Below are 26,352 nucleotides of genomic sequence, written 5' to 3' on the forward strand. Positions count from 1 at the left end.
GGTCAGGGCCGTCCTACCCGCTTGATTTCCCATTCGAGATTCACGCCGGTCGCCTCGGCCACCCGGCGGCGCACTTCCTCACCCAATCCCTCGATATCGGAACTGGTGGCATCGCCATGATTGATCAGGAAATTCGTGTGCTTCTCGCTTACCTGCGCTCCGCCCAGTTCCAGGCCGCGGCATCCTGCCTTGTCGACGAGCTGCCAGGCCTTGCCGCCTTCCGGATTCTTGAAAGTGGAACCCCCGGTCTTCGTGCGGAGCGGCTGCGAATTCTCTCGCTCGTCCGCGATGCGGTCCATTTCCGCGCCGATCTCTTCGGGATCGCCCGGATCGCCCTTGAAGCGCGCGGCAACGACGATGGCGCCTTCCGGCAGGCGCGAATGGCGGTAAGAGTAATCGAGATCGCCGACCGGCAGGGTGACGCAATTGCCATCGGGCATCACCACGTCGCAATCGACAAGAATATCCGCGACTTCGCGGCCATAGGCACCGCCATTCATGCGCACGAACCCGCCGACAGTGCCGGGAATGCCGCGCAGGAATTCCAGCCCCGCAATCCCCGCATCGCGAGCCGCCGAGGCGACGAGGATACCCGGCGCACCGCCGCCGCATTCGATCACGCAATCGCGCTTCACCTCGGTGCTGGAAAAGGGCTTGCCCAGCCGCACCACCACGCCTGGCACGCCGCCATCGCGGATGATGAGATTCGACCCGAGGCCCAGCGCCATCACCGGCGTTCCGGGTTCCAGCGCGGAGAGGAAGCTCGTCAGATCCTCCATGTCGGCAGGCTCGAAAAGCCAGTCCGCTGCGCCGCCGCTCTTGAACCACACCAGCTTGGCCAGCGGAGCCTTTTTCGTCAGGTCGCCGCGCGTATCCTGCGGAACATGGCCGACGCTTCCCTGCTGTCCTTCATCCGATCCGGGAGCATGATCGCACCGCATCTGATCGTCTGGCTGTATCATCCTGCGCGTCCCTCACGGCTGCGAAATTTCGCGACATCGCCGGCGAGCCCAGCCGCCCATTTGGTGATGTCGCCTGCACCAAGGCAGACCACCATGTCGCCCGGCGCAAGCGCCGCGCTCAGCCTTTCTGCAAGATCGGCGGGATCGTCCACAGCTTCGGCATGGCGATGGCCGCGCGCCTTCAGACCGGCCACCAGCGCGTTTTCGTCCACATCCTCGATCGGTTCCTCGCCGGCGGGATAGACGGGCGCGGCGTAGATCAGATCGGCGTCGCCGAATGCGCCCTGAAAATCCTCCAGCAGGTCGCGCAGCCGCGTGTAGCGATGCGGCTGGACGACTGCGACGACCCGGCCGGATGCCGCATCGCGCGCGGCGGAGAGCACAGCGCGGATTTCGACCGGATGGTGCGCGTAGTCGTCGATCACCTTGACGCCGACTTCTTGGCCGAGGTCGATCTCGCCGACATGGCTGAAACGGCGCTTCACGCCGCCGAAGCGGGCGAAGCCGTCGCGAATGCTGTCCGCGGGGCAGTCCATTTCCAGCGCCACCGCGATGGCTGCGAGCGCGTTCTGGACATTGTGACGGCCGGGCATGGTAAGCTCGACACCCTCGATCCGCGTCTCCGCCCCGTCGCGTCCTGTCTGCACCACGTCGAAGCGGGTGAGCCCGCCATCGGGTTCGACATTTTCCGCTCGCACATCGGCATGTGGTGAGAATCCGTAAGTGATGACGCGCCGGTCCCGCACCTTGGCGATCACGTTGCGGACCTCGTCATGATCGAGGCACAGCACCGCTGCGCCGTAGAAGGGCACGTTTTCGATGAACTGCGCGAAGGCGTCCTTCACCGCGTCGAAACTGCCGTAATGGTCGAGATGTTCGGGATCGATATTGGTGACGACCGCGATCGTGCCGTCGAGGCGTAGGAAGCTTCCGTCGCTCTCGTCGGCTTCCACCACCATCCAGTCGCTGTCGCCCAGCCGCGCGTTGGAGCCGTAGCTTTCGATGATACCGCCATTGATGACAGTGGGATCGACCCCGCCCGCATCGAGCAGCGCAGCCACCATGCTGGTGGTCGTCGTCTTGCCATGCGTGCCCGCGACGGCGACGGTCTTTTTCAGGCGCATCAATTCGGCGAGCATTTCGGCGCGCTTGACCACCGGGATGCGATTCTCGAGCGCAGCTGCCACTTCAGGGTTCGTGCGCTTCACAGCGGTGGAAGTCACCACCACCGCCGCATCGCCGAGATTGGCCGCGTCATGGCCGATGGCGACGGAGATACCGCTTTCCCGCAAGGCCTCGACCCGCGGGCTGTCCTTCAGGTCGCTGCCCTGCACGCTATAGCCGAGATTGTGCATCACCTCGGCAATGCCGGACATGCCGATGCCGCCAATGCCAACGAAGTGGATCGTCCCGATATCTGTGCCGATAGCCTTCAAGACGATGCCCCCTGGCCAACTTCGGCACCTTGCGAAGCGCCGCGCGCATTGTTCTCGCCGACACGGATTACATCCATCATGTCCGCTCCGCCGAAGCCCTCGACAAGATCGGCCAGGTCACTTGCAGCTTTCGGCCTGCCGCAGTTCCACGCCGCATGTGCCGCATTTGCGAGCGTTTCCGGGCGCTGCGCCATCGCCTGAATTTGCCGGCTGACATCCTTCGCCAGACGCTGCAGCGTGTCGGATTGCTTCGCCCGGTCGGCATTCGCCTTGTCGGAAAAGCCCGCACTGTCGAGATCGGCGACCGTGCTCATCGGCTGTTTGATCGCCCGCGCTCCGCCCGCCTTCACCATTTCACGGACATTGGCACTCTGGTGATCGTCGGTCGCGATGGGAAGCGGGATGAGGATGGCCGGGCGGCCGACAGCCGTCAGTTCGGCGATCGTTGATGCTCCCGCGCGACCGATGAACAAATGTGCGTCGGCCAGCCGCGCGGCCATATCCTCGAAATATGTGCCGAGTTCCGCGGCGATGCCGTATTCGGCGTATTTCGTGCGCACCCGCTCCAGATCTTCCGGGCGGCATTGCTGGGTGATCTGCAGGCGACTGCGAAGCGCCATTGGCAACATGGCCAAACCGTCCGGCACGATCTCGCTTAGCACACGCGCGCCCTGGCTTCCGCCGGTGACCAGAACGCGAAACAGGCCTTCTTCGGTGAAAGTCGGAAAAGGCTCATCGCGCAGCGCCAGCACGCCGGGACGCACGGGGTTACCGACAAGATGCACCTTGCCCTCGTGCTTCGCATCCAGCCGGTCGACATCGGGATAAGCCGTGGCGATCGCATCGACGCGTCCGGCCATCAGGCGATTGACCCGGCCGAGCACCGCATTCTGTTCGTGAATGACGGTGGGCACGCCGCTCGATTGTGCAGCAAGCAGAGCCGGCAGCGCCGGATAGCCACCGAAACCGATCACGGCACTGGGGGCGAATGTCTCATAAAGTCGTTTCGCCATGCCGCGCCCCTTGAGGACAGCGGATATGCCCTTGATCCAGTGCAGCGGGTTCTTTCCGAACCGGCCTGCGGGCAGCACATGCGCGGTCAGGAAATCGGGTTTGCCGGGGATGGCCGCGCCGCGTTCATCGGTGATGAGCGCGACATGGTGCCCGCGCCGCTCCAACTCGTGCGCCAATGCGAAAGCGGGCGTGAGGTGTCCGCCGGTGCCTCCGGCCGCCAGCACGAAATGGCGGGACGATGCGGTCATAATTCACCCTCTTTTTCCAACGAGCCTTTCAGGTCGAACGGCTCCCGGTCGAGATAGGGGTTTCGCCGCGTCACGGCCAGAAGCAGCCCGACGGTGAAACAGATGGCGAGCGTGGACGATCCGCCATAGCTCACCAAGGGCAGTGTCATGCCCTTGCTGGGGAACAGCTGCAGGTTGACCAGAATATTGATGAAGGCCTGCCCGCCCAGCATCGCGGTCAATCCGCTGGCAGCAAGGATGATGAAAAGGCGATCTTCCTCGACCAGCCGTACAAGCACGCGCAGCACAATGGCGAGATAAAGCGCCACGACGATGGCGCAGACGATGAGGCCGAATTCCTCCCCGATTACCGAGAAGATATAATCCGTATGCGCTTCGGGCAGGCGCATCTTGTTTTCACCCAACCAGATGCCGCTGCCGAACCAGCCACCGCCCTGCAAGGTGCGGCCCGCCAGATCGACATGATCGTAGGCCGTCGGCCCGCCAAGGAAAGAGTCGATGCGATTGCGGGCATTGTCGTAGAACAGATAGGCCGCGAGCATCAGGGCGACGCCCGCGCCCGTGAGCATGCCGATGCGCTGCAGCGGCAGTCCCGCCAGCATCACCATCACGAACCAGGTGCCCACGAACAGGATCGCCCCGCCCAGATTGGGCTGTAGCATCAGCAGCACGACGATGGCCCCGAGAAGTGCCCCCGAGGTGCCGATCACGGGCAGCTTGGGGTCGCGCAGCTTCCACGACAGGATCCAGGCAAGCGTGATTGCGAAAGCGGGCTTCAGGAACTCGCTCGGCTGCAAGGACATGCCGACATTGATCCAGCGCCGCGCGCCGTTCACTTCATGCCCGATGAACGGGACCAGCAAGAGAAGGAACAGCATGCCACCCGCCAGCGCGATCGCGCCGCGCCGGATCACGGCAAGCGGCATCAGCGAAGTCGCGATCAGGACGCTGAGGCCGAGAAATTGCATGCGCACATGCGCCCAGAAGAAATAGAGGTCAGGCAGCGAAATCTCCATCGTCGACAACCGCTGCGCGCTGGCAGGAGAGGCGGCGGCGACGGCGAGCGTGCCCAGCAGCATCAGCACGATGACGAGCGCAAGCAGCACGCGGTCTACCTCTCGCCACCAGACGCGCAGGTCGCGCTTCCAGTCACGGCGGACGCGCAGACCGCTTGCAGGCGAGCTTCGTTCCCCAGGACGCGGGATATAGATCGGCCGCGCGCTCATTCCGCGGACCTCGTTTCGCCATCGCCACCACCGATCTCCGTCACCAGTTCGCGAAACGCATCGCCGCGCGCCTCGTAATCACGAAACTGGTCGAAGCTGGCACAAGCCGGGCTGAGCATAACGACATCGCCATCGCGCGCATTTGCTACAGCGCGAGTCACGGCCTCTGGCAGCAATTCGCATGGCTCGACCCTTATATGCGGCGCCAGGATGTCGGTAAACATCGGCCCGGCCTCTCCGATCGTATAGGCGCAAGCGATATTACCGAAAAACGGCGCGCAATCGTGCAGATTGTCTTCCTTGGGAAGGCCTCCGCAAATCCAATGAATGCGCGGCTTGCCGTCAATGGGCGGATAGGCAGCAAGCGCAGGCGCCGTGGAAGCGGGGTTGGTTGCCTTGCTGTCATTGATGAAAAACACGCCATCGGTCTCGGCAACCCGCTCCATCCGATGCGGCAGGCCGCCAAAGCTGGCCAGTCCTTCGAGAACCTGTCCCTGGGTCATGCCCATTTCTTGCACGAGCGCGGCGGCAATCGCAGCATTCTGCAGATTGTGCGGCCCCTGCAGGCTCGGCCAGGATTGCTGGTGCGCGGACCAGGCCCAGGCATCGACACACACCGCGCGGTCCGGCGCGCGGCGTGCGGCCTCGGCCTGCTGCACCGCGCTCGTCGGCGCATCCTCGCAGCCGAACACGGCAAACTGTCCCGCCCCCTGCATCGCCAGCAGCCGTCCCTTGGCAAAGGCGTAGGCCGCGAAATCGGGATAGCGATCGAGGTGATCGGGCGTGATATTTATGAGTGCCGCCGCCTCGCATGCCAGCGAGCGCGTGAGATCGATCTGGAAGCTCGACAATTCGAGCACATAAACCCCGCCATCGGGTAGTGGCTCCTGCGCGAGAATGGGCAGGCCGATATTTCCGCCCATGCGCGCTGCGTAGCCTGCATGATCGAGCAGGTGATGGACCAGCGCCGTGGTGGTCGACTTGCCGTTCGTGCCGGTGATGCCGATGACCTTGTGCGGCGGCAATTCCTGCCGAGCGAGCGCGAAAAGCTCGATATCGCCGACAATCGGCACACCGGCGGATGCCGCTTTCTGCTGTAGCGGATGGCTGTTGAGCGGAACGCCGGGCGACACCACCACACCGTCGAAACCGGTCAGGTCGATCTCCAGCGGGTCTGCAATGGTGGCGCGGTCCTGCAGCGCCTCGCGCGGCTCGCGGCGGCGGTCCCAAGCGGTAACCTCGGCTCCGCTTGCCAGCAGGGTCTCGACCGTCGCCATGCCGGACCGGGCAAGGCCGAGCACGACATAGCGTCTGCCGCGAAAGGCGTCCGCGACGATCATCGCAGTTTCAGCGTCGCCAGGCCGATCACGGCAAGAACGATGGCGATGATCCAGAAACGGATCACGACCTTGCTCTCGCTCCAGCCCAGTTGTTCGAAATGGTGGTGGATCGGTGCCATGCGAAAAATGCGGCGCCCTGTGCGCTTGAACCAGAAGACCTGCACGATCACGCTGACCGCCTCGAGCACGAACAGCCCGCCAATGATGGCGAGCACGATCTCGTGATGACTGGCCACGGCGATCGCGCCAAGTGCACCGCCGAGCGCAAGAGAGCCGGTGTCGCCCATGAAGACGGCCGCAGGCGGCGCGTTGAACCACAGGAAAGCAAGACCTGCACCCATGATGGCAGCACAAAGGATGGCAAGCTCACCCGCGCCAGGCACATGCGGAATGCCCAGATACTCGGAAAAATCAACGCGCCCGACGAGGTAGCAGATGAGAAGGAAGGCCCCTGCCGCGATCACGACGGGCATGGTGGCCAGCCCATCAAGGCCATCCGTCAGGTTCACGGCATTGCCCGCGCCGACGATCACGAAGGCGGCAAAAACGTAGTAGAACGGCCCGAGCGGGATCGAACCGCCGAACACGAAGGGAACATAGAGATTGGTGTTGATCTCGCTGACGATCAAGTAGCTCGCAATGCCTGCCACGATGAATTCGAACAGCAGGCGCACCTTGCCGGACACACCTTTGTGGCTGCGCTTGGTGACCTTGTCGTAATCGTCGAGAAAGCCGATCAGGCCGAAGCCCATCGTCACGGCAAGACAGGCCCAGACGAAGGGGCTCGCCAGATCCATCCATAGCAGCATCGAGATCGTTAGCGCGGTGAGGATCATCAGCCCGCCCATCGTGGGCGTACCGACCTTCTTCTGGTGGCTTTCCGGCCCGTCTGCACGGATCGGCTGACCCTTGCCCTGTCGCACGCGGAGCATGTTGATGAAGCGCGGGCCGATAACCAGGCCGATGATCAGTGCCGTCATCATGGCGGCACCGGCACGGAAGGTCTGATAACGGATGAGGTTTAGCGCCCCTTCGAATTCAAGCAATTGGGCGAGGAAATAGAACATCGGCGCGCGTATCAGCCCTCTTTGGCGGCGAAGTGATCCACAACGCGCGAGAGCCCTACCGAATTGGAGCCCTTGACCAGCACGACGTCACCGCCGGCCAATCCGAATTCCTGCAGCGCCGCAATGGCCTCGCCCGCATTCTCGCAATGGGCGTAGCGGAGCGCATTGCCAAGCGTATCGCGGGGCAGTTTCCCCATCTGCCGGGCCAGGCTGCGCATCTCGTCGCCCACCAGCACCGTGTAATCGACATTTGCCGCCGATACCGGGTCGACAAGCTGTGCGTGGAAACGGTCCGCGAAGTCGCCAAGCTCTTTCATGCTGCCGAGCACGGCGACGCGGCGCGTCGCCGGCGTCTGCCCCAACTGCTTGAGCGTTGCGCGCATGCTGGCGGGATTGGCGTTATAGCTTTCGTCGATGATGAGCGCATGCCCGCCCGGCACCTTGGCCCGCAGCCGCGCCCCGCGCCCCTTCAGCCCGCCCATCTCGGCAAGCGCGAGACCTGCCGCGCCAAGATCGCCGCCCGCGGCGTGCACGGCGGCCATGACGCAAAGGGAATTGTCGATCCAGTGCTCGCCCGGTTCGGCGACGGTGTAGACAAGTCCGATGGCCCCCATGCTGGCGGTAACCAGCGATCCGCCATCGGACTGCGCAATCGCGTCGAGCAGGCGCATGTCGGCATGCGCGCTGCGCCCGAAGGAAAGCACTTTCGCACCCTGCGCCAGCGCCACATCGCGAAGTTGTTCGAAGTGGTCGCTATCGGCAGGAATGACGGCCGTACCGCCCTTTTCCAGCCCCTGGAAAATCTCCGCCTTGGCATCGGCGATCGCCTCCATGCTGCCGAGATTTTCGATATGCGCCGGCGCGATGGTGGTAATCACGGCTACGTGAGGCCGAACCTGCGCAGTGAGACCGGCGATCTCGTTCGCGTGGTTCATACCCATCTCGAATACGCCATAGCGGCTGCGCGCGGCCATGCGCGACAGGCTCAGCGGCACGCCGACATGGTTGTTGTAGCTGCGAACGCTGCGGTGCGCCGCTCCGCGGCTGGTGCGCTCGAGAGCGGTGAAGATAGCCTCCTTCACGCCGGTCTTGCCGACCGAACCGGTAACGCCGACGATGCGTGCCGAAACGCGCTGCCGGGCGGCGTCGGCCAATGCGAGCAGCGCGGAGGTGGTGTCTTCGACGAGCACGTGCGGACGATCGATCGGCCGGTCCACCACGGCTGCGGCTGCGCCATTGGCGAAGGCCATGTCGAGGAAGCGATGGCCGTCCATCGCCTCGCCCTTCAGCGCAAAGAACAGATCACCGGACTGCACGTCGCGGCTGTCCATTTCGACGCTGCTAACCTGAAATTCACCATAAGCAGTCCCGCCTGTAGCGGCGGCGATTTCGGCTGACGTCCACAAGGCGAGGCGCGCCGCATCGCTTTGCGCGCGCGGCCAGCGAAGCTGCTTGAGCGCAGCGCTCATTGCCCACCACCCTGCGACAATTCGGCCGCGCATTCGCGCGCCACGGTAACGTCATCGAAGGGTAGCACCCGCATATCTTCTCCCGATCCCACGATCTGTCCCTGTTCGTGTCCCTTGCCGGCGATCAGCACGATATCGTCACGCCCCGCTTCGACGATTGCCGCCGCGATGGCCTCTCGCCGTCCGGCCACTTCGCGAGCGCCCTCGGCACCCTGCAGCACTTCGGCACGGATGGCGGCGGCGTCTTCCCCGCGCGGATTGTCATCGGTCACGATGACCATATCGCTGTCCTTTGCGGCCGCGGCACCCATCGGCGCACGCTTGCCTTTGTCCCTGTCCCCGCCTGCGCCGAACACGGTGATCAGGCGACCCTTCACATGCGGACGCAGTGCCGCGATGGCGGCGCCGAGTGCATCGGGTGTATGCGCGTAATCGACATAGACCGGCGCGCCGCTTGCGGCGATGACCGCGCGTTCCAACCGTCCACGCACCGGTTGCAGGCGCGACACCGCATCGAAGACCTGTGCCGGGTTTCCTCCAGTCACCAAAGCCAGCCCTGCAGCGGTAAGCGCATTTGCGACCTGATAGGCGCCAATCAATGGCAAGCGAAAGCTGCGCGCTTCGCCATCGTTTTCCAGGGTCAGTTCCTGGCCGAGAGGCGTGGCCTCGCGCGCGGTCAGGCGGATGCCCTCACCCTTCTCGCCCACGGTAAAGATACGAAGGCCGCGCTCCTGCGCGACCTCGATCACGCGGCTGGACCATTCGTCGTCCGCCCAGATCACCGCCGCGCCATCATTGTCCACGACTTCGGAAAACAGCCGCATCTTGGCGGCGAAATAGTCTTCCATGTCCACGTGATAATCGAGATGATCTCGGCTCAGATTGGTGAAGGCACCGGCCGCGACGGGCAGGCCTTCATTGCGATACTGGCTGAGCCCGTGGCTCGATGCCTCATAGGCCAGATGCGTCACGCCCTCACGCGCCAGGCCGGTATTGTTCGAGAGAAACGTGACGATGTCGGGCGTGGTCAGGCCGGTGGAGACGCTTTCTTCCGGGGTGGTGACACCCAGCGTGCCGATGCTGGCCGCGCGTTCCCCGCACATGCGCCAGATCTGGCGGGTCATCTCGACCGTCGATGTCTTGCCGTTCGTTCCTGTCACGGCGACTACCGTCTGCGGTGTCGGCGTGAAATATGTCGCAGCAAGCTCCGCGAAGAGGCGGCGCGGTGTATCGCTCGCGATGTGGAGCGCGCCTTCTACCGTCGCTTCGGGGCGAGCGACTACGGCAACGGCTCCGCTGGCGATTGCGGCAGGGATGAAATCCTCGCCATTGACGCTCGATCCCTGGAAGGCACCGAACACATTGCCGGGTGCGACCTTGCGATTGTCGATCGCAAAACCGGTGATGCGCGTCTGCGCACTGTCGCCCGGATCGATGTCGGCGACCAGGGCCAGATCGGCAAGGCGCATCAGTTCGTCTCCACGAGCGGGCGTAGGTCGGTCAGGTCGATGTCGCGATCCGCATCGGGCAGCACGCCCAGTTGCGGACCGATCCGCGGCACCAGCCGCCCGACGATGGGCGCGGCATTCCATGCAGCCGTGCGCTGGAAGGAGCTGGCGACCGTCCCCTTCGGCTCATCCAGCATCGCGACGATCACGTAGCGCGGGCGATCCATTGGGAAAGCGGCGGCAAAGGTCGAAACCAGCGTCGTCTGGCGATAGCCACCATTGCCCGGCTTTTCCGCGCTGCCGGTCTTGCCGCCGACGCGAAAGCCCGGCGCATCGGCGCTGCGGCCCGTGCCGTAGACGGAAATCATGCGAAGAAGCTGGTTCATGCGCGCGCTGGTGCTCGGCTTGAACACACGGCGGCCGCGGGGCGCATGGCCTGGCGCAACGCGCTTCAAAGTCGCCGGACGCCAGATGCCGCCATTCACCATTGCCGCGTAGGCGCTGGCGAGGTGCAGCGGAGTGACCGCGATCCCGTGTCCGTAGCCGACAGTCATGGCACGCAGACGCGGCCATTCACCGCTCGCCCAAATCGGAAAACCTCGCGCGGGCAGCTCGATATAGGGCCGCTCGTTCATGCCGAGATCTTCCATGTAACGCTTGAGATTCGCCGGTCCGAGTTCGTCGACGATGCGCGCGGTGCCGACATTGGAAGAATAGATAAGCGTGTCGGGTGCGTGGATTGTCGACCCGCGCACCTTCTTGTCCTTTATGGTGTATCCTCCGACCTTCATTGGCGCGGTGCTCCAGCGCCGCCCGAGCCCGGTGATCGCGCCGCTGTCGATGGCGGCAGCGACGGTCAGCGGCTTGAAGGTGGAGCCGAGCTCGTAAACCTGGTTGGTCACACGATTGAAGGCGCGCGCGGTTATGCCGCGATCGCGCTGCGCCTGCGTAACGCGGACATCGCTGGAGGTGACGGCGTTCGGATCGAATTCGGGAAGCGAGGCAAGCGCCATCACCTCGCCCGTATCGACATCCAGCACGATGCCGGCAGCGCCCACCGCATCCACCGACAGCATGCCGCGGCGAAGTTCGTCTTCCAACGCGCCCTGCACGCGCATGTCGATGCTGAGCGCGATAGGCTCGCCGCGCGTGGCGGGATCGGTCAGATGATCGTTGAGGACCTGTTCCATGCCCACCCGGCCATTGCCGTCCGCCGCGACGTAGCCGAGCACATGCGCGGCGAGCGAGCCCTGCGGGTAATGCCGGTCCTCTTCCTGCGGCAGTTCCAGCGCCAGCTCTCCGATGGCGAAAACCCTGTTTGCGTCCTCGGGCAGGACGCGGCGGCGCAAATAAGCGGGCTTTCCTGCGGCCAGTTTCTGCGTCACCTCATATGTGTCGAGATCGGGAAATATCGCCTTGAGCTTCCGCGTCACTTCCTCGGGAGAGCGGACGAGCGGCGGGCCGCCATCGCCGCCTTCGCGCATCGCGTCGGGATTGTACCACAAGGCATAGGCGGGAAAGGCACGGGCAAGCGGGACGCCATTGCGATCGGTGATTTCTCCGCGCGGAGGGAGCAGATCATCGGCCATGCTGCGCTGCGCCGGGCCGGACTCGACCGTTCCTATCCATGCGATACGCACCAGCGCCGCCACTGCGACCAGCGCGAAGACGGCGATAACGAGAAGCAGGCGAAGGCGCGCGATCAGCAGGCTCCGCCGGCGGTGGTCGCCCAACCCGGCAGGTCCGGAAATGATCGCGCGCGGGGCGGCGAGCGTGCTCACCGTGCGGCGACTTCCACGCTTCGCGCACCGGCAATCGGGAGGCGCAGCGGTCCGGGAGCAATGGTCGCGATACTGCCGCGATCGCTATCGCTGCCGCCTTCCAGCAGCTTTGGATCGATCGGTTCACCGGTAAGGGGCGAGACGATCCGCGGGAAATCGGGCACATCTTCGCCTGAACGCAGCCCGGCCAGGCGGATCGGCGCCGGTGCATCCGCTGCACGCGGCAGGCCGAAGGTGGCGAGCTGGCGCGGCCCGTGGACGAATTGCGATGCCTCGGGCGACTGAAAGCCGAAATCGACGCGGTTCCACGCCGCCAGCTGGACATGATTGGAGCGCGTGAGGAATTCGGTTTCGAGCAACAGCTTCTTCGATTCCAGCCGCACGATTTCCTTCTCCGCGCGCACGACATCGGCGTGCACGGCGGTCACCTTGAGGTGCAGCAGGATATAAAGCGCAAAGCACACGCCGAGCGCGGCGGCCCAGCCGATGCGGCGCAGCGGATGCGGATGCGTGGCGCGCGTCATGCGGCAATCTCCCTGGCCGGCGCAGCGGTGCGAACCGCGCCGCGCAAAGTGGCGGAACGGGCACGTGGATTGCGCTCGATCTCTGCCTTTGACGGGCGGATAGCCTTGGTCAGTTGCCCGAAGCGCGGGAGGGGGTTCTCCCCCGCTTCGGGCAGGTGACGCGAGCCGCGGGGGTTCTTGTTCGCAGCGTCGCGAAGGAATGTTTTGACCATCCGGTCTTCAAGGCTGTGGAAGCTGACGACCGCGAGCCGCCCGCCGTCATTGAGAAGCATTTCGGAAGCGTCGAGCGCCGCCTCCAGCTCGTCCAGTTCGCCATTGACGTGGATCCGAATGGCCTGGAAGCTACGGGTGGCCGGATCCTTGCCCTGCCCGCTGCGATAGCCGAGCGCACGGCGCACGACTTCGGCAAGCTGGCCGGTGGTGGACAGCGGTCGTGCGGCGACGATGGCGCGGGCGACACGGCGCGACTGGCGCTCCTCGCCATAGCGATAGAGCACGTCGGCGATGTGGTAAGCCTCGGCCTCATTGACGAAATCGGCAGCGTTCGGTCCGGCACGGCTCATCGTCATGTCAAGCGGTCCGTCCATGGAAAAGGCGAAGCCGCGCTCCGCTTGATCGAGCTGCATGGAGCTGATGCCGATATCCATGGCGATGCCGTCCACACGGGCGACGCCCAGGTCTGCCAGCGCGCTCACCATTTCGGAAAAGCGTCGCGGGTGAAGGACAAGGCGCGGATCGGACCCTTGCGTTTCCGCCCATTCGCGACCGGCAGCAATAGCGTCAGGGTCGCGATCGAATGCGTGCACCGTCGCGCCAGTGTCGAGGATTGCGCGGGTATAGCCACCCGCCCCGAAGGTCGCGTCGACGATTACATCGCCCGGCTGCGGCGAGAGCACTTCCAGCACCTCGTCAAGGAGAACAGGGACATGGGGCGCGTTCATCGCTTCTTCCCCTCGGCCTTGGCGCGAGCATCCTTCGCGAGCGCCGCGCAGGCGGCATGGGGCGCGGCGAAGGCGGATCCCATCGCTTGCAGACGATCGAGATCCCAGAGGGTGATGAACTGGCCGCCACCGAGGAAACAGATATTGTCGTCGATCCCTGCGAGGCCGGCGAGGTGATCGGGCAGGATGAAGCGCCCACTCGCATCGAACGGCACTTCGACGAAGCCGTAAAGCTGCATGGCGCGCAGATCCCGGTCGAAATCCTCGCCGCGCCGGACGGCGTTCTCTTCTTCCTTGTCGAGGACATCCTCGAAACTCGTCGAACGCGACAGGCCGAAGGCCGAGAGGCACGGAAACCGGTCGTGTTGGATCAGGCACAGCACGCGCTCATCGTCGTTTTCGGCAAAAACCTTGCGGAAGGATGGCGGCAGCACAAAGCGGTTCTTTTCGCCGCGAAGCGAAAAGCCCTGACCTCTGTACACTGACGGCCGCTGCGCCACGATTCCTCCCCGATCCATTCACCGGACACGTCTTCCCCGCACCGAGCCGCGCGAGAGCACGACCCGGCCGCCCCGGAAAGAGGCGCATCACGGGCTTGTTGTCCGATAGAATCACGGAATAACGCGGCATGCCGCGGGATGGAAGGGGAAATTACGGGAAAGTGTGGGTGAAAGCTCTATCTAGCTGAGAAATAACGATTTCATATCACGCCCTTCCCGCCAACTCATAGTGAGATGTGGCGCGAATAACTGCGATTTCCTTCAATCATCGACGGATACCGACTCGATTTCCCGCGAAATCCCCGTGGCTTGTGCGAGCAAGAGGTCGAGCGCAGCCGTAGCGTCCGCATGTGGACCTTCAACATCCAGCATGGCGGCATCCGCCACGATCAATGCAGCGCCGTCCCCGATCCGGCACTGGGCGACCAGCCCTTCTGCCGCAATCGTGCATTGCGCCATCCCGCCGTCCACGGAGACGAATTGTCCTGGCAGATTTACCGGCACCACCTGCCCAGCGAATTCCCCGGTGGTCATGCCTTCATGACGCGTGTCATCGAACTGCAAGGCGAGACCCCAGCGACCAAGGATCGGTGAGAGAAGTGCCACATCCTGCGGCCTGCGCCGGTCGCCAATGCCGAAATGCGAATGGCCGGTCATCATCGGGTCCGCGAACAACAGCAATCGCCCACCGGCGCGCACCCAATCGTCCAGCGCGACATTCTCCTCCCCGGAAAAACCGCGCGGCTGCGCCAGCATGAGAAAGCGATGCGGGGATAGTGCGTCGGCGGAAAGATAATCAAGCGGTGCGACCCGCCAGCTCTCCTGCAACACTCTGCGCGCCCAATGCGCCTCGCTTTCTCCGGATAGAAGATCGGCAAAGCCATCGGCCTCGCCCCAATAGATCGGGATCGTCCCCATCAAGGCGAGCGTGGGGCGCGTGTCGGCTTCGTCCTCGAAACCCGCACTCACATCGACCTGCGCCGCCACCGGAACCGCCAATGAAGACGCCAGCGACAGAGCCGATAGTGCGGCAAGCGCTCTACTGAAGCGGGGCATTCTGCGTGGGCATGGTGGTCGGAAGGTCGCCGGGCGGCTTCGTATTGTCGACAGGCTGCGTCGGCGTGTTCTCTACCGGAAGTTCCGGCACGACGCCTGCATCGGCCAGCGGATCGCGCGGTGCGCTTGCCTCGCTCGCGACGACGGTCGGCGCTGCTTCCGGCACGGTCACCGCTTCGGTCTCCTGGACCCGGCTCGTGACGGCGTCGGCCAATCCGACAAGCAGCACCATGGCAAGGATACCGAAACCGCCGACTTGCACGCGCTGCATACGCTCTGCCCGCGTTCCGCCGAGCGGACCGCCGGCGGCAGGAGCCGCCGCCTCTGCCAGAGCGGCCCGGCGACGCAAGAATTCCTTGGGATCGGGTGCCATCGCCACACTTTACCGTGTCAAGATGAACCTAGCCAGTCGAATACCGGCAACTTCTTGGCGCGCAGCCATTCGGCATTGTAGAGCGTGGAGAGATAGCGAAAGCCAGTATCGCAAAGGATCGTCGCCACCCGCGCATCCTCGCGCCCATCGGCGACAAGCTGGCGGCCCAGCGCCACCGCGCCCGCGACATTGATACCGGAAGACAGGCCGAGGCACAGTCCTTCTTCACGCAGCAGACGCGCGACCCATTCCAGGCCTTCCTCGTCGGAAATCCGGAACTGCGTGTCGATCGGCGCGCCTTCGAGATTGGCGGTAATGCGCCCCTGTCCAATGCCCTCCGCCACCGAATTGCCTTCGGACTTCAGCTCGCCATGCGCGAAGTAATCGTACAAGGCCGCACCGTGCGGATCGGTCAGGGCGATCCGGACGTTCTCGTCCTCCGCCTTCAGCCCCATCCCCACGCCCGCCAGCGTTCCGCCCGTGCCGACCGCACAGGTGAAACCGTCCACCCGGCCATCAAGCTGCTGCCAGATCTCGCGCGCCGTGCCTTCTATATGCGCGCGGCGATTGGCGACATTGTCGAACTGGTTGGCCCAGATCGCATTGTCCATCTCATCCGCAATCCGGCGGCTGGTGTGCACGAAGTGATTGGGATCGGCGAACTTGGTCGGCGGCACCGTCACCAGCTCCGCACCGAGCGCGCGCAGCGTGTCCATCTTTTCCCGAGACTGATTGTCGGGCATCACGATCACGGTCTTGTAGCCTAGCGCATTGGCGACGAGCGCCATGCCTATGCCGGTGTTGCCCGCCGTGCCTTCCACCACCGTGCCGCCCGGCTTCAGTTCGCCGCGCGCTTCCGCGTCGCGCACGATATAAAGCGCCGCGCGGTCCTTCACGCTGGCACCGGGATTGGCAAATTCGCACTTGCCCCAAATCTCGCAGCCAGCCGCTTCGCTCGGCCCGGCAAGCAGGACAAGCGGCGTATTGCCGATGAGATCGAGCGTATCGGTGCGTGCTGCGGGCGCTGTCATGCCTCTGCAGGTAGGACGCGCGCCGGAGGAGCGCAACGCGAGAAAGCCCCTCAGGGCCTTAATTCAGTCTTCCTCGGCGATGCGGATCTTCAACCCGTCCAGATCGCCTGTGAAGGGGATCTGGCAGGACAGGCGCGATGTCTCGTCGCGGTGATCGCTGCTGTCGAGCAGATCGTCCTCGTCCTCGCTCATGGCCGGAAGCTTGCCCTGAAAGGCCGGGTCGACATGCACGTGGCAGGTCGCGCAGGAACAGCAGCCGCCGCACAGCGCCAGAAGCTCGTCGAAACCGTTGTCGCGGATCGCTTCCATCACGGTCAGGCCGTCGGCCGCGTCCACAGTGGATTCCTCGCCTGCGCGATTGACGACGATGAGCTTTGGCATGAGCTTGCTTTTCCTGCAGTGAAAGTCGAGGCGGTGCGCTAGGCAATCGGCGGCGACAAGGCAAGGATTGGCAATATGGGACTTTCGGCCATGCAGATCCGCGCCTCGCTGGACGAGGTGGCACGTCGCGAGCCGAAGATTGCCGCCGCACTGGAACTCGCAGGCTATCCCGAGCCGCGCATCCGCGACACCGGCTACATGACATTGCTGCGCACTATTGTCGGCCAACAGGTGAGCGTCGCGGCCGCCACCTCGATGTGGAACAAGCTGGAGGCGGAACTCGGCGAAGGCTTCGCTCCTGCCGACCTCCTCGCCCGCGATTTCGATACGCTCCGCGCCTGCGGCCTGTCGCGCCAGAAGCAGGGCTATGCCCGCAGCCTGTGCGAGCTGGTCGAAGCGGGCGAAGTCGAACTCGAAAACCTGCCGGAGGACGACGAGGAAGCCATCGCCGAACTCACGAAAATCAAGGGTATCGGCCGCTGGTCGGCGGAAATCTACCTGCTCTTCGCCGAGGGCCGGCCAGATATCTGGCCGGCCGGCGATCTCGCGGTGATGGCAGGTATCGGCAAAATCCTGAGCCTACCAGAGCGCCCGGACGAGAAAGCCACCCGCGCGCTCGCCGAGCCATGGCGCCCCCATCGCGGCGCGGCGGCGATCTTCACCTGGCATTGCTACAACAATCCAGCGCTTTAGGTTGGCAACACGCCGCCCGCTTCCTACCTCCCCGGCAGAACACTGGGAGCTTCCATGACCGATACCACCGCCGCCGACCGTGTTGCCGATACGCCGCTAATCCCGCGCGAGATGCTGTTCGGCAATCCGACCCGCTCCGGCGGCAAGATCAGTCCGGACGGCAATTGGGTCAGCTGGATGGCGCCGTGGGAAGGCGTGATGAACGTGTTTCTCGCCCCGACCGACGATCCCGACAATTCGCGCCGCATGACGAGCGCGAAGGATCGTCCGATCCCGCAATACTTCTGGGCGCCCGACAGCCAGAGCCTGCTGTATGTCCGGGACAAGGAGGGCGACGAGAATTTCCTGCTCTACACAGTGCCGGTGACGGCCCGTGAAGGCGCGGAGGAGACCTGTCTCACTCCGTTCGAGGACACGCGCGTCCAGGTCGTCGGCGGATCGGAGACAATCAAGGACAAGCTGCTCGTTGGCCTCAACAACCGCGATCCGCGTTTCCACGACGTTCACCTGCTGGACCTGAACAGCGGCGAGCTGGAGCTGGTGTTCGAGAACAATGAGTGGGCAGGCTTCGAGGCCGATGACAGCCTGACGCTGCGCTGGGCCGTGCGCCAGAACGCTGCTGGCGGCACGGACATGCACGAAATCGTCGACGGCGTCGTGGCCGAGGAACCGCGGGAGACGACCGGGCTGGACGATGCACTCACCACCGGCATGGCTGGCTACACCACCGATGGCAGCACGCTCTACTGGCTCGACAGTCGCGGTCGCGACACGGCCGCGCTGTTTGCCGAAGACACGGCAACGGGCGAGCGCAAGCTCATCGCAGAGCATGACAAGGCCGATATCGGCGGCACGATGCGCGAGCCCAAGACCGGCGTCGTGCAGGCGTGGAGCGCAACCTATCTGCGCACCGAGCATCACCCCATCGACCCGGAGATCGGCGAGGCGCTCGCTTGGCTTCGCGAGCGGCTGGACGGCGATTTCGGCGTGCAGTCGCGCACGGACGACGATCGTCGCTGGCTGGTCTGGAACGACCCGCTGACAGCGCCCATCGTCAGCTATCTGTTCGATCGCGATGCGATGACGCTGACGCAGTTTTACGTCACCAAGCCGGAGCTCGAAGGCGCGCCGCTACAGCCGATGCACCCGGTCGAAATTCCCGCGCGAGACGGGCTGACATTGCCGAGCTATCTCACCCTGCCACCGCAAAGCGATCTCGATGGCGACGGCGTGCCGAGCGCGCCCGTGCCGATGGTGCTCTACGTCCATGGCGGTCCGTGGGCACGCGATGGCTATGGCTACAATCGCACGCACCAATGGCTTGCCAATCGCGGCTATGCGGTGCTCAGCGTCAATTTTCGGGGTTCGACCGGGTTTGGCAAGGGCTTCACCAGCGCGGGCGACAAGGAATGGGCGGGCAAGATGCATGACGACCTGCTCGACGCGGTCGAGTGGGCCGTTGAGCAAGGCGTCGCCGAGCGCGACAAGGTGGCGATCATGGGCGGCTCTTATGGCGGCTACGCAACTCTGGTCGGCCTCGCCTTTACGCCGAACGTGTTTGCCTGCGGTGTCGATATCGTCGGGCCATCGAACCTCGAAACGCTGCTGGAAACCATCCCGCCTTATTGGGAGCCGCTCATCAAGCAGTTCCACGAACGAATGGGCGATCCGACCACGCCAGAAGGCCTGCAGAAGCTGAAGGATATCAGCCCGCTCTACCGCGCGAAGGACATTACCAGGCCGCTGCTGATAGGCCAGGGCGCGAACGATCCGCGCGTGAAGCAGGCCGAAAGCGACCAGATCGTGGAAGCGATGGAGCGCGATGGCGTGCCCGTCACCTACGTGCTGTTCCCGGACGAAGGGCACGGCTTCCACCGCCCGGAAAACAATATCGCCTTCAATGCTATAGCGGAGAATTTCCTGGCCGAAGTGATCGGCGGACGCGCGGAGCCCGTGGGCGATGTGCTGGGCGCGTCGACAGCCGAAATCCGGACAGGCCGGGAACATGTCGGCCTGTAGTTGACATGACTGTAAGTAATGCGCAGTGAAGTCTGATGGACTACAAAAGCATTTTCATCACCGGCGGCGGCAGTGGCATCGGGCGTGCGATCGCGCAGAGATTCTCGCATGGCGGATGGTTCGTCGGCCTGGCCGACGTCAACGAAGCGGGCATGGCGGAAACCGGCGCGTCCCTGCCCGAAGGCACCTGGTCGGCGCATAAGCTCGACGTGCGCAAGCCCGATCAGTGGGAGACCGCGCTCGCCAATTTCGCGGAGGCTTCGGGCGGGCGCATCGATGTGCTGGCCAACAACGCCGGCATCCCGCTGGGCGGCAAGCTCATTGATCTCTCGACCGAGGAAATCGACCGGACGCTCGATGTGAACCTTGCGGGCGTGATCTACGGCGCGCGGGCGGCCTATCCATACCTAAAGGCGACCGCGCCCGGCTCCTGCCTGGTCAACACCTGCAGCGCGGCGGGCCTGTACGGACAGGGCGGAATGACCGTCTATTGCGCCAGCAAATTCGGCGTGCGCGCCATTACCGAAGCACTCGACATCGAATGGGCGGAGGACGGCATTCGCGTCTGCGACGTCATGCCAAGCTATATCGATACGCCGCTGCTTGCGCAGTCTAGTCATGCCAAGAGCAACAAGCCTATCCGCGAAAGCGTGCAATCGGCTGGCCTGGAATTCACGCCGGTGGAGGATGTCGCCGAAACCTTCTGGCGCGCCGTCCACGGCGACAAGCTGCACAATCCAGTCGGCAAGACCGCGTACACGATTGCCCGCGCCGCCCGCTGGATGCCCGGCTACATCCGCCACAAGTCGCGCAAACTCGTCGAACAGGGCGCCAAGCTGATGGGTTGACCGCTGGCTCCCCTCCCCGCATCCCGGAAATGGAGAGGACGACGCGCATGTATCAGAGTATTTTCATCACCGGCGGCGCCAGCGGCATCGGCCGCGCCATCGCGCAGCATTTCGGGGCCGAGGGCTGGCTGGTCGGCATTTCCGATCTCAACCAGGCCGGCATGGACGAAACCGTCGCGCTCCTGCCTGAAGGCGCCTGCCTCACCTACAGATTCAACGTCACCGACCGCGCAGGGTGGGACGAGGCGCTGGCCAATTTCACCGGGCACACCGATGGCAGACTGGGCGTGCTGGCCAGCAATGCGGGCCTTCCCTCGGGCGGACCGTTGGGCGAAGTCACCCATGAAGAGCTCGACCTGCTGCTCGACGTGAATCTGCGCGGCGTCTTCTATGGCGCGAAAGCGGCGTATCCGTATCTCAAGGCTGCGGCACCCGGCTCTTGCCTCCTCAACACGGCGAGCGCGGCGGCGATCTACGGCATGGCGAACCAAAGCGTTTACGGCGCGACCAAGGCGGGCGTGCGCTCCATGACCGAGAGCCTCGATGCCGAATGGAGCGTGCATGGGATCAAGGCCCGTTCCATCATGCCCAGCTTCATTGACACCCCGCTGCTGATGAACCCGCCGAACCGCAGCCGCAACACGCCGATCCGCGATGCGGTGGTGAAGGCGGGACTCGAATTCACACCGGTCGAGGACGTGGCAAGGGAAGCGTGGAATGCGGTCCACGGATCGAAGACGCACGTGCTGGTCGGCGAAACCGCCAAGCGCATGAAGCGGGCCGCCAAGTGGTTTCCCGGCAAGCTGCGCAAACGCGCCCGCCTGCTGGCCGAGGCGCACGAACGCAGCGAGGGCCGACCGGCGCATGACTGATGGCTAGCGCAGAGCGTCGATATCGCCCGCCAGTGTGAAGTCCCGCTCGGACAGGCCATCGGCGTCATGCGTGGTGAGTTCGATCTCGACTGTGTTGTAGACGTTGGACCATTCGGGGTGGTGATCCTGCTTCTCGGCCAGAATGGCGACGCGGCTCATGAAGCCCCATGCGGCGACGAAATCGTCGAACTTGAATTCGCGTTTGATCGCATCGCCATCGCGGCTGAATTCCCAGTCATCCAGCTTCGCCAGCCGCTGCTCCGCCTCGCTCCGGTCCAGTTTGCTCACACCCATCGTCTCGTCCTTTCCTTGCGCGTTTTGCGTTCCTTGGCCTAACGCGCGAAGCGATGGAACCGTGCCGACTTTCCGCGAGCGATCTTGCCTGCCGTCGCGGCGAGCGGCTGCTGTTTGTCGGCCTTTCGCTCGATCTGTCGCCGGGCGAGGCGCTGGAAGTGCGCGGGGCGAACGGGACGGGCAAGACGAGCCTGCTGCGCATGCTTGCCGGTCTGCTGCGGCCTTACAATGGATCGGTCGAACGCAAGGGCGACATGGCGATGCTCGACCAAAACCTCGCGCTGGACGAGCATCAGCCGCTCGGCCGTGCGCTCGCCTTCTGGCAGCGACTGGACGGCGCCCCGGTCGGCCCCTCGCCCGATCTCGGCCTGGACACGCTGCTCGACGTGCCGGTGCGCTACCTTTCGACCGGTCAGCGCAAGCGCGCAGCGATCGCCCGACTGATGAGCCAGCGCGCGCCGATCTGGCTGCTGGACGAGCCGCTCAACGGACTAGACCGCGATGCAGTAGCGCTGGTCGAGGCACTAATCGGCGATCACCGCGCGGGCGGCGGCATTGTCGTTATCGCGAGCCACCAGCCGATCGCCCTGCGCGAGACGCAGAAGCTCGACCTGGCGGAGTTCGCCGGATGAGCGCGCTGTGGACGCTTCTGCTGCGCGATCTGGCACTGCTCCTGCCGGGCTCGCGGCGCGGCAATTCTCTGCTTCCGCTACTCTTCTTCATCGCGGTGGCAATGCTCTACCCCTTCGCTATCGGACCGGATGCCGTGATTTTGCGCGCGACGGGGGGCGGCGTATTGTGGGTTGCCGCATTGCTCGCCGCGATCCTGCCGCTCGACCGGCTGCTGGCCCCGGACGTGGAGAGCGGCTTCTTCGACCAATGGGCGCTGCGCGGCATCGCGGAGGAGATCGTGATCGCCGTGCGATTGTTCGCCCATTGGCTCAGTTTCGGACCGTTCCTGATGCTGGCCGCCCTGCCTGCCAGCGCATTGGTCGGCATCGACGGTGAAACGCTCCGCATCGTCCTCCTCGGCCTGCTGGCGGGAACGCCGGGCCTCGCGGCCATCGGGATCCTCATCGCTGCGCTGACGGTCGGCCTCCGAGGCGGCGCTGCGCTCTCCGGGCTGCTTGTGATCCCGCTTGCCGTGCCGCTGCTGATCTTCGGCGCGGGATCGCTTTCGAGCGACCAGACCGGCGGCCTCGCCCTTACCGCCGCCATCAGCCTTGCCCTCGTAGCCATCACACCCTTCGCCGCCGGAGCGGCCATCAGGGCGAGCCGGGAAAGCTAGTAGGGCGGGTGATAGTCCTCGCGCCGCAAAGTGAGGATATAAGCGGATAGCGTCTCCACCTCTTCCTCGTCGAGATAGAAATCCATCTGCTCGGGATAGTTGTGCGCCTCGGTCAACCAGTTTGCGAGGCTGTCTCGTGTCAGGCCGCGCGCGTTCGCGATCCGCGGAAATTCGGGAGCAGCGGGATTTGGTGACAGTCCGTACGGTTCGACCGAATGACATCCCGCGCAGGCCGCCTGCGCCAGCGCGTGAGCTTCCCGATACTCCGGCGCGACCGGCACGGATTCGGGTGCATGCTGGCATGAGCCAAGACCGAAGCATGCGACAATAATTACGAATACGGACTTCTTCATACGACCCTCCTTCTGACCTGTCTTAGGTCACGGCGAGGGCCGAAGCTTTGTGCCAGATCAATCGTAAGGCGGTTTGTCCAAACCTTCGGGCGAGGTTGTGAAGATCTCCGCGCCGTCCTCGGTGATGCCGATGGAGTGTTCGAACTGGGCCGACAGACTCTTGTCGCGGGTAACCGCCGTCCAGCCGTCATTGAGCAGCTTCACCGCTGGTCGGCCGAGATTGATCATCGGCTCGATCGTCATGAACATCCCGGGCTTCAATTCCGGCCCCGTCCCGGCGCGTGCGGCATGGACGACCTCGGGCGCATCGTGGAACAGGCGGCCGAGACCATGGCCGCAGAAATCGCGCACTACGCCGTAGCGCTGTCGCTCCGCATGTTTCTGGATCGCAGCGCCAATATCGCCCAGCCGAGCACCGGGCCTCGCTTCGCCTATACCGATCATCAGGCACTCATAGGTGAGTTCGACCAGCTTCTGCGCCTTGAGCGGCACGTCGCCTGCGAAGAACATCCGACTGGTATCGCCGTGCCATCCATCGAGCAGCGGAGTGACGTCGATATTGACGATATCGCCGTCTTTCAGCCGCTTATCCGAGGGAATGCCATGACACACGACGTGGTTGATCGAGATACAGGAACTGTGGGTGTAGCCGCGATAGCCCAGCGTGGCGGGCACTGCGCCGCCGTCCAGCATCATTTCGCGGATGACCGTGTCGAGCGACTCTGTCGTCACGCCCGGCTCGACCCGGCGCGTCATCTCGTCGAGGATTTCCGCAGCCAGCCGTCCGGCCTTGCGCATCCCTTCGAAGCCTTCCGGCCCGTGCAGCTTGATCGTCCCGTCGCGATAGACGGACATGTCCTCGGTTACGTGCTGGTATTGTGTCATGCACGCTACTTAGGCGATGCCCGCGACAAATGCGAGCCGCGCTAGTCGCGTGCCGCAAACGCCTCACGATATTCGGGCTTCACTGCTGCAAGCACGGCATCATCGACATCGAAACTGAAGTCGTAGGATCCTTCCGCATAGGGTCCGGCCACGTACGGTGCGATCTGCACGCCGATCCGGTCGAAGGCGCGCCCCCCGCTCGATCCGAGCAGCAATGTGGTTTCCTCAGCAGGCACGCAGGCGTCGAAATCGTCGTCCGATCCCTCGGCGACCGGCACACCGCGCCGCTGCTCGCGTTCGGCATTGAGCGCCTCGCACAAGCGGGTGCCCAAGGCGTTATCCAATGCGTCCAGCGACGTGAAGAAGGCTGCCGGCTCGAGTCGCTTCCCTTGCTCCTTGTCCCACACCACCGCGTCGAAACCGTAATTGGGATGCGCGCCGCCCATGTAAATGTCGTTCTCGGCCGAAAGGCTGAGCCACTTTGGGAGATCGGCGACCACCGCCCAGGCGGTATTGCTGGAATATTTGTTGAACGGAAAGCCATTGCTGCGCGCATCGCGGCGTGCACGCTCGGCTTCGCGGGCAAGAGCATTGCGCTGGGTATCGAGATTGCCGTCCAGCCAGGCGGCCAGCCCTTCTACCTCGCCCGCTTCCTGCGGATAGGCGTATTCGAAAAGGAAGGTGTCGGTCTCCTCCGAAACCTGCCTCGCGCCGCCGATAGGTGCCGACGTGGACGCCGATGCCGAGGCAAGAGGCGTCGCCGGCGGAGGTGCAGGCGTCTGCTCCTCTCCCGCCAGCATATCGCAGGCCGAGAGCGTCAGCGCAGGAACCAACACCCAGGTGAGTCGTCGCTTCATCACCTCTCAACCTTTCCAAACCGCCACGAAAACGGCAAGCGATATTCCATGAGCATAGCAGACAATCTGATCCAGCCGGATCGCGGGCAAGACGCCGTGTCGATCCACCTTGTCAACAGCGATACGTTCGAAGGGTTCGCAAAGGGGTTGAGCGGGCCGCAGCGCGCCACTCTGGCCGCACAGAAATTCACCGGCGGCGGATACCAGACCGCCATCGTGCCCGATGGTCAGGGATGGTTCGCTGTCGGCGGCGTTGCCGATCCGGACGAGCTTTCTAGCTGGTGCCTCGCAAAGCTTGCCGAAGTGCTGCCCGAAGGCACCTACCGACTCGAGGACCGTCGCCCCGGCCCGGCGAAGTTCGGCTGGCAGACCGCGCAATATCGCTTCACCCGCTATTCCCAGGATGACGATGCCGAAGGGCCGCGCATCCTGCTGACTCAGGACGCAGCAAAGATCGACTTGGCCATTGCCGAGGCGCAGGCCGCTGCGCTGGTCGCCACGCTGGTGAACACGCCTGCAGAAGATATGGGGCCGGCTGCTCTCGAGGCCGAAGCCGAGCGGATGGCGAAGGCCCACAAGGCCGATCTCGATGTGACCCGCGGGGACGCGCTCGAAACCGGATATCCGATGGTGCATGCCGTCGGCCGCGCCGCCGATCGCAAACATGCCCCGCGCCTGATCCAGTTCACCTGGGGCGATCCTTCGCATCCGCGTGTCGCCATCGTCGGCAAGGGCGTCTGCTTCGATTCGGGCGGGCTGGATATCAAATCGGCATCCGGCATGAAGCTGATGAAGAAGGACATGGGCGGCGCGGCACACGCCCTGGCGCTTGCCGAGCTCATCATGAAAACGGGCTTGAAGCTGCACCTGCATTGCGTGGTGCCCGCGGTCGAGAATGCGGTGTCGTCCAACGCCTTTCGTCCCGGTGACGTGCTGCAAACGCGCAAAGGTCTGACCGTGGAGATCGGCAATACCGATGCCGAAGGCCGCCTGATCCTGGGCGACGCACTCACCATGGCGAGCGAGCACGAACCCGAACTAATCATCGACTTCGCCACGCTGACCGGCGCGGCGCGTGTCGCTCTAGGGCCGGACCTTCCCGCTCTCTTCACCCGGCGCGACCAGACGGCGGATCAGCTTATCGAAGCCGGGCGCGTGCATGACGATGCGCCTTGGCGCCTGCCGATCCACGATGCCTATTCCGAGTGGCTGAAATCGGACATCGCCGACACCAACAACGCGCATGGCAATTCCTTTGCCGGTGCCAGCGTCGCCGCGTCCTTCCTCGACAAGTTCGTCGCCGATGACATCGACTGGGCGCATTTCGACACCTTCGCATGGCGTCCCGCCGCCAAGCCGGGCAGGCCCAAAGGCGGGGCTGCGCTTGGCCTGCGCGCGGCCTACCACATGCTGCGCGGACGTTACGGCGCGTAACCTTGCGAGGAA

At 64.3% G+C, this 26,352-nt stretch carries 27 protein-coding genes; 7 read left to right on the forward strand and 20 right to left on the reverse strand.

The features are described 5' to 3' along the window. Positions 1-2: 2 nt before the first annotated feature. The 16 genes from murB to D6201_RS06230 all read right to left on the reverse strand — a co-directional run bounded on the left by murB (position 3) and on the right by D6201_RS06230 (position 16,797). The gene (gene murB / locus D6201_RS06155; protein WP_242447451.1) at positions 3-962 is read right to left on the reverse strand and encodes a UDP-N-acetylmuramate dehydrogenase; all 960 of its coding nucleotides are present in this window, start codon (positions 960-962) and stop codon (positions 3-5) included. Next, positions 959-2,398: a UDP-N-acetylmuramate--L-alanine ligase gene (gene murC / locus D6201_RS06160; RefSeq protein WP_120048009.1), complete on the reverse strand. Its 1,440-nt coding sequence runs from the start codon at positions 2,396-2,398 to the stop codon at positions 959-961. The genes murB and murC overlap by 4 nt, the downstream gene beginning before the upstream one ends. Continuing rightward, entirely contained in the window at positions 2,395-3,660 is a 1,266-nt protein-coding gene (gene murG, locus D6201_RS06165; RefSeq protein ID WP_120048010.1) for an undecaprenyldiphospho-muramoylpentapeptide beta-N-acetylglucosaminyltransferase, read from the reverse strand. Before murG ends, murC begins: the two co-directional genes overlap by 4 nt. After that, complete coding sequence (locus D6201_RS06170; RefSeq protein ID WP_120048011.1) at positions 3,657-4,886, reverse strand: FtsW/RodA/SpoVE family cell cycle protein; 1,230 nt, start codon at positions 4,884-4,886, stop codon at positions 3,657-3,659. Before D6201_RS06170 ends, murG begins: the two co-directional genes overlap by 4 nt. After that, positions 4,883-6,226 (reverse strand): UDP-N-acetylmuramoyl-L-alanine--D-glutamate ligase, encoded by a 1,344-nt coding sequence (murD, locus tag D6201_RS06175; protein WP_120048012.1) that lies wholly within the window; start codon positions 6,224-6,226, stop codon positions 4,883-4,885. Before murD ends, D6201_RS06170 begins: the two co-directional genes overlap by 4 nt. After that, positions 6,223-7,293, reverse strand: coding sequence for a phospho-N-acetylmuramoyl-pentapeptide-transferase (gene mraY / locus D6201_RS06180; protein WP_120048013.1), 1,071 nt, complete (start codon positions 7,291-7,293; stop codon positions 6,223-6,225). Before mraY ends, murD begins: the two co-directional genes overlap by 4 nt. An 11-nt stretch (positions 7,294-7,304) precedes the next feature. Then, a complete protein-coding gene (locus tag D6201_RS06185; RefSeq protein WP_120048014.1) occupies positions 7,305-8,762 on the reverse strand; it encodes a UDP-N-acetylmuramoyl-tripeptide--D-alanyl-D-alanine ligase in 1,458 nt (485 codons plus the stop codon). Beyond that, positions 8,759-10,231 (reverse strand): UDP-N-acetylmuramoyl-L-alanyl-D-glutamate--2,6-diaminopimelate ligase, encoded by a 1,473-nt coding sequence (locus tag D6201_RS06190; protein WP_120048015.1) that lies wholly within the window; start codon positions 10,229-10,231, stop codon positions 8,759-8,761. Before D6201_RS06190 ends, D6201_RS06185 begins: the two co-directional genes overlap by 4 nt. Further along, a complete protein-coding gene (locus D6201_RS06195) occupies positions 10,231-11,991 on the reverse strand; it encodes a peptidoglycan D,D-transpeptidase FtsI family protein (RefSeq protein ID WP_120048016.1) in 1,761 nt (586 codons plus the stop codon). The genes D6201_RS06190 and D6201_RS06195 overlap by 1 nt, the downstream gene beginning before the upstream one ends. Further along, entirely contained in the window at positions 11,988-12,515 is a 528-nt protein-coding gene (locus D6201_RS06200; protein ID WP_120048017.1) for a hypothetical protein, read from the reverse strand. Before D6201_RS06200 ends, D6201_RS06195 begins: the two co-directional genes overlap by 4 nt. Then, complete coding sequence (gene rsmH / locus D6201_RS06205; protein ID WP_120048018.1) at positions 12,512-13,456, reverse strand: 16S rRNA (cytosine(1402)-N(4))-methyltransferase RsmH; 945 nt, start codon at positions 13,454-13,456, stop codon at positions 12,512-12,514. Before rsmH ends, D6201_RS06200 begins: the two co-directional genes overlap by 4 nt. Further along, positions 13,453-13,890 carry a division/cell wall cluster transcriptional repressor MraZ gene (locus D6201_RS06210; RefSeq protein ID WP_242447452.1) on the reverse strand — a complete coding sequence of 146 codons (438 nt, stop codon included), beginning with the start codon at positions 13,888-13,890 and terminating at the stop codon, positions 13,453-13,455. Before D6201_RS06210 ends, rsmH begins: the two co-directional genes overlap by 4 nt. Positions 13,891-14,217: 327 nt before the next feature. Continuing rightward, a complete protein-coding gene (locus D6201_RS06215; protein WP_120048020.1) occupies positions 14,218-14,955 on the reverse strand; it encodes a motility-associated ABC transporter substrate-binding family protein in 738 nt (245 codons plus the stop codon). A gap of 40 nt (positions 14,956-14,995) precedes the next feature. Beyond that, the gene (locus D6201_RS06220) at positions 14,996-15,385 is read right to left on the reverse strand and encodes a hypothetical protein (RefSeq protein WP_120048021.1); all 390 of its coding nucleotides are present in this window, start codon (positions 15,383-15,385) and stop codon (positions 14,996-14,998) included. A 17-nt stretch (positions 15,386-15,402) separates the two neighbouring features. Then, complete coding sequence (locus D6201_RS06225; RefSeq protein ID WP_120048022.1) at positions 15,403-16,416, reverse strand: cysteine synthase A; 1,014 nt, start codon at positions 16,414-16,416, stop codon at positions 15,403-15,405. A gap of 63 nt (positions 16,417-16,479) precedes the next feature. Then, complete coding sequence (locus D6201_RS06230) at positions 16,480-16,797, reverse strand: 2Fe-2S iron-sulfur cluster-binding protein (protein WP_120048023.1); 318 nt, start codon at positions 16,795-16,797, stop codon at positions 16,480-16,482. Between the two features lie 75 nt (positions 16,798-16,872). Between D6201_RS06230 and D6201_RS06235 the strand changes: the two genes are divergently transcribed. The 4 genes from D6201_RS06235 to D6201_RS06250 are packed head-to-tail and all read left to right on the forward strand — an operon-like array spanning position 16,873 to position 21,229. Beyond that, a complete protein-coding gene (locus D6201_RS06235; protein WP_120048024.1) occupies positions 16,873-17,490 on the forward strand; it encodes a DNA-3-methyladenine glycosylase family protein in 618 nt (205 codons plus the stop codon). A gap of 54 nt (positions 17,491-17,544) precedes the next feature. Then, positions 17,545-19,509, forward strand: a complete 1,965-nt coding sequence (locus D6201_RS06240) for a S9 family peptidase (RefSeq protein WP_120048025.1) — start codon at positions 17,545-17,547, stop codon at positions 19,507-19,509. A 35-nt stretch (positions 19,510-19,544) separates the two neighbouring features. Beyond that, positions 19,545-20,357 (forward strand): SDR family oxidoreductase, encoded by an 813-nt coding sequence (locus tag D6201_RS06245; RefSeq protein WP_120048026.1) that lies wholly within the window; start codon positions 19,545-19,547, stop codon positions 20,355-20,357. 47 nt (positions 20,358-20,404) lie between these two features. Beyond that, positions 20,405-21,229: an SDR family oxidoreductase gene (locus D6201_RS06250; protein ID WP_120048027.1), complete on the forward strand. Its 825-nt coding sequence runs from the start codon at positions 20,405-20,407 to the stop codon at positions 21,227-21,229. A gap of 3 nt (positions 21,230-21,232) precedes the next feature. Here the strand turns inward: D6201_RS06250 and D6201_RS06255 are convergent, their stop codons facing one another. After that, complete coding sequence (locus D6201_RS06255) at positions 21,233-21,523, reverse strand: 4a-hydroxytetrahydrobiopterin dehydratase (RefSeq protein WP_120048028.1); 291 nt, start codon at positions 21,521-21,523, stop codon at positions 21,233-21,235. A gap of 53 nt (positions 21,524-21,576) precedes the next feature. On the opposite strand from D6201_RS06255, the gene ccmA reads away from it, so the two are divergent. Then, positions 21,577-22,155, forward strand: a complete 579-nt coding sequence (gene ccmA / locus D6201_RS06260) for a heme ABC exporter ATP-binding protein CcmA (protein WP_120048029.1) — start codon at positions 21,577-21,579, stop codon at positions 22,153-22,155. After that, positions 22,152-22,811, forward strand: coding sequence for a heme exporter protein CcmB (locus tag D6201_RS06265; RefSeq protein ID WP_120048030.1), 660 nt, complete (start codon positions 22,152-22,154; stop codon positions 22,809-22,811). The genes ccmA and D6201_RS06265 overlap by 4 nt, the downstream gene beginning before the upstream one ends. Here D6201_RS06265 and D6201_RS06270 read toward each other — a convergent pair. From D6201_RS06270 to D6201_RS06280, 3 genes are read right to left on the reverse strand one after another with little or no spacing between them, the layout of a single operon-like run. Further along, complete coding sequence (locus D6201_RS06270) at positions 22,808-23,164, reverse strand: c-type cytochrome (RefSeq protein ID WP_120048031.1); 357 nt, start codon at positions 23,162-23,164, stop codon at positions 22,808-22,810. The genes D6201_RS06265 and D6201_RS06270 overlap by 4 nt on opposite strands. A 57-nt stretch (positions 23,165-23,221) precedes the next feature. Continuing rightward, positions 23,222-24,049 carry a type I methionyl aminopeptidase gene (gene map / locus D6201_RS06275; RefSeq protein ID WP_120048032.1) on the reverse strand — a complete coding sequence of 276 codons (828 nt, stop codon included), beginning with the start codon at positions 24,047-24,049 and terminating at the stop codon, positions 23,222-23,224. Positions 24,050-24,090: 41 nt separating this feature from the next. Next, positions 24,091-24,906: a DUF4163 domain-containing protein gene (locus tag D6201_RS06280; RefSeq protein ID WP_120048033.1), complete on the reverse strand. Its 816-nt coding sequence runs from the start codon at positions 24,904-24,906 to the stop codon at positions 24,091-24,093. 48 nt (positions 24,907-24,954) lie between these two features. Between D6201_RS06280 and D6201_RS06285 the strand changes: the two genes are divergently transcribed. Continuing rightward, positions 24,955-26,340, forward strand: coding sequence for a leucyl aminopeptidase family protein (locus D6201_RS06285; protein ID WP_120048034.1), 1,386 nt, complete (start codon positions 24,955-24,957; stop codon positions 26,338-26,340). Positions 26,341-26,352 lie beyond the last annotated feature (12 nt).

Origin of the sequence: Aurantiacibacter aquimixticola (genome assembly GCF_003605475.1) — a bacterium.
GTDB classification, from domain to species: domain Bacteria; phylum Pseudomonadota; class Alphaproteobacteria; order Sphingomonadales; family Sphingomonadaceae; genus Alteraurantiacibacter; species Alteraurantiacibacter aquimixticola_B.

Bases quoted from the DNA above. Each gene is read 5' to 3' on its own strand.
- D6201_RS06235 (WP_120048024.1), top strand. From the start codon at position 16,873: ATGGGACTTTCGGCCATGCAGATCCGCGCCTCGCTGGACGAGGTGGCA.
- D6201_RS06190 (WP_120048015.1), bottom strand. From the start codon at position 10,231: ATGCGCCTTGCCGATCTGGCCCTGGTCGCCGACATCGATCCGGGCGAC.
- murG (WP_120048010.1), bottom strand. From the start codon at position 3,660: ATGACCGCATCGTCCCGCCATTTCGTGCTGGCGGCCGGAGGCACCGGC.
- map (WP_120048032.1), bottom strand. From the start codon at position 24,049: ATGACACAATACCAGCACGTAACCGAGGACATGTCCGTCTATCGCGAC.
- D6201_RS06170 (WP_120048011.1), bottom strand. From the start codon at position 4,886: ATGAGCGCGCGGCCGATCTATATCCCGCGTCCTGGGGAACGAAGCTCG.
- D6201_RS06245 (WP_120048026.1), top strand. From the start codon at position 19,545: ATGGACTACAAAAGCATTTTCATCACCGGCGGCGGCAGTGGCATCGGG.
- mraY (WP_120048013.1), bottom strand. From the start codon at position 7,293: ATGTTCTATTTCCTCGCCCAATTGCTTGAATTCGAAGGGGCGCTAAAC.
- D6201_RS06250 (WP_120048027.1), top strand. From the start codon at position 20,405: ATGTATCAGAGTATTTTCATCACCGGCGGCGCCAGCGGCATCGGCCGC.
- D6201_RS06280 (WP_120048033.1), bottom strand. From the start codon at position 24,906: ATGAAGCGACGACTCACCTGGGTGTTGGTTCCTGCGCTGACGCTCTCG.
- D6201_RS06220 (WP_120048021.1), bottom strand. From the start codon at position 15,385: ATGGCACCCGATCCCAAGGAATTCTTGCGTCGCCGGGCCGCTCTGGCA.
- D6201_RS06225 (WP_120048022.1), bottom strand. From the start codon at position 16,416: ATGACAGCGCCCGCAGCACGCACCGATACGCTCGATCTCATCGGCAAT.
- D6201_RS06185 (WP_120048014.1), bottom strand. From the start codon at position 8,762: ATGAGCGCTGCGCTCAAGCAGCTTCGCTGGCCGCGCGCGCAAAGCGAT.
- murD (WP_120048012.1), bottom strand. From the start codon at position 6,226: ATGATCGTCGCGGACGCCTTTCGCGGCAGACGCTATGTCGTGCTCGGC.
- D6201_RS06240 (WP_120048025.1), top strand. From the start codon at position 17,545: ATGACCGATACCACCGCCGCCGACCGTGTTGCCGATACGCCGCTAATC.
- murB (WP_242447451.1), bottom strand. From the start codon at position 962: ATGATACAGCCAGACGATCAGATGCGGTGCGATCATGCTCCCGGATCG.
- D6201_RS06270 (WP_120048031.1), bottom strand. From the start codon at position 23,164: ATGAAGAAGTCCGTATTCGTAATTATTGTCGCATGCTTCGGTCTTGGC.
- D6201_RS06200 (WP_120048017.1), bottom strand. From the start codon at position 12,515: ATGACGCGCGCCACGCATCCGCATCCGCTGCGCCGCATCGGCTGGGCC.
- D6201_RS06285 (WP_120048034.1), top strand. From the start codon at position 24,955: ATGAGCATAGCAGACAATCTGATCCAGCCGGATCGCGGGCAAGACGCC.
- rsmH (WP_120048018.1), bottom strand. From the start codon at position 13,456: ATGAACGCGCCCCATGTCCCTGTTCTCCTTGACGAGGTGCTGGAAGTG.
- D6201_RS06230 (WP_120048023.1), bottom strand. From the start codon at position 16,797: ATGCCAAAGCTCATCGTCGTCAATCGCGCAGGCGAGGAATCCACTGTG.
- D6201_RS06255 (WP_120048028.1), bottom strand. From the start codon at position 21,523: ATGGGTGTGAGCAAACTGGACCGGAGCGAGGCGGAGCAGCGGCTGGCG.
- D6201_RS06265 (WP_120048030.1), top strand. From the start codon at position 22,152: ATGAGCGCGCTGTGGACGCTTCTGCTGCGCGATCTGGCACTGCTCCTG.
- ccmA (WP_120048029.1), top strand. From the start codon at position 21,577: ATGGAACCGTGCCGACTTTCCGCGAGCGATCTTGCCTGCCGTCGCGGC.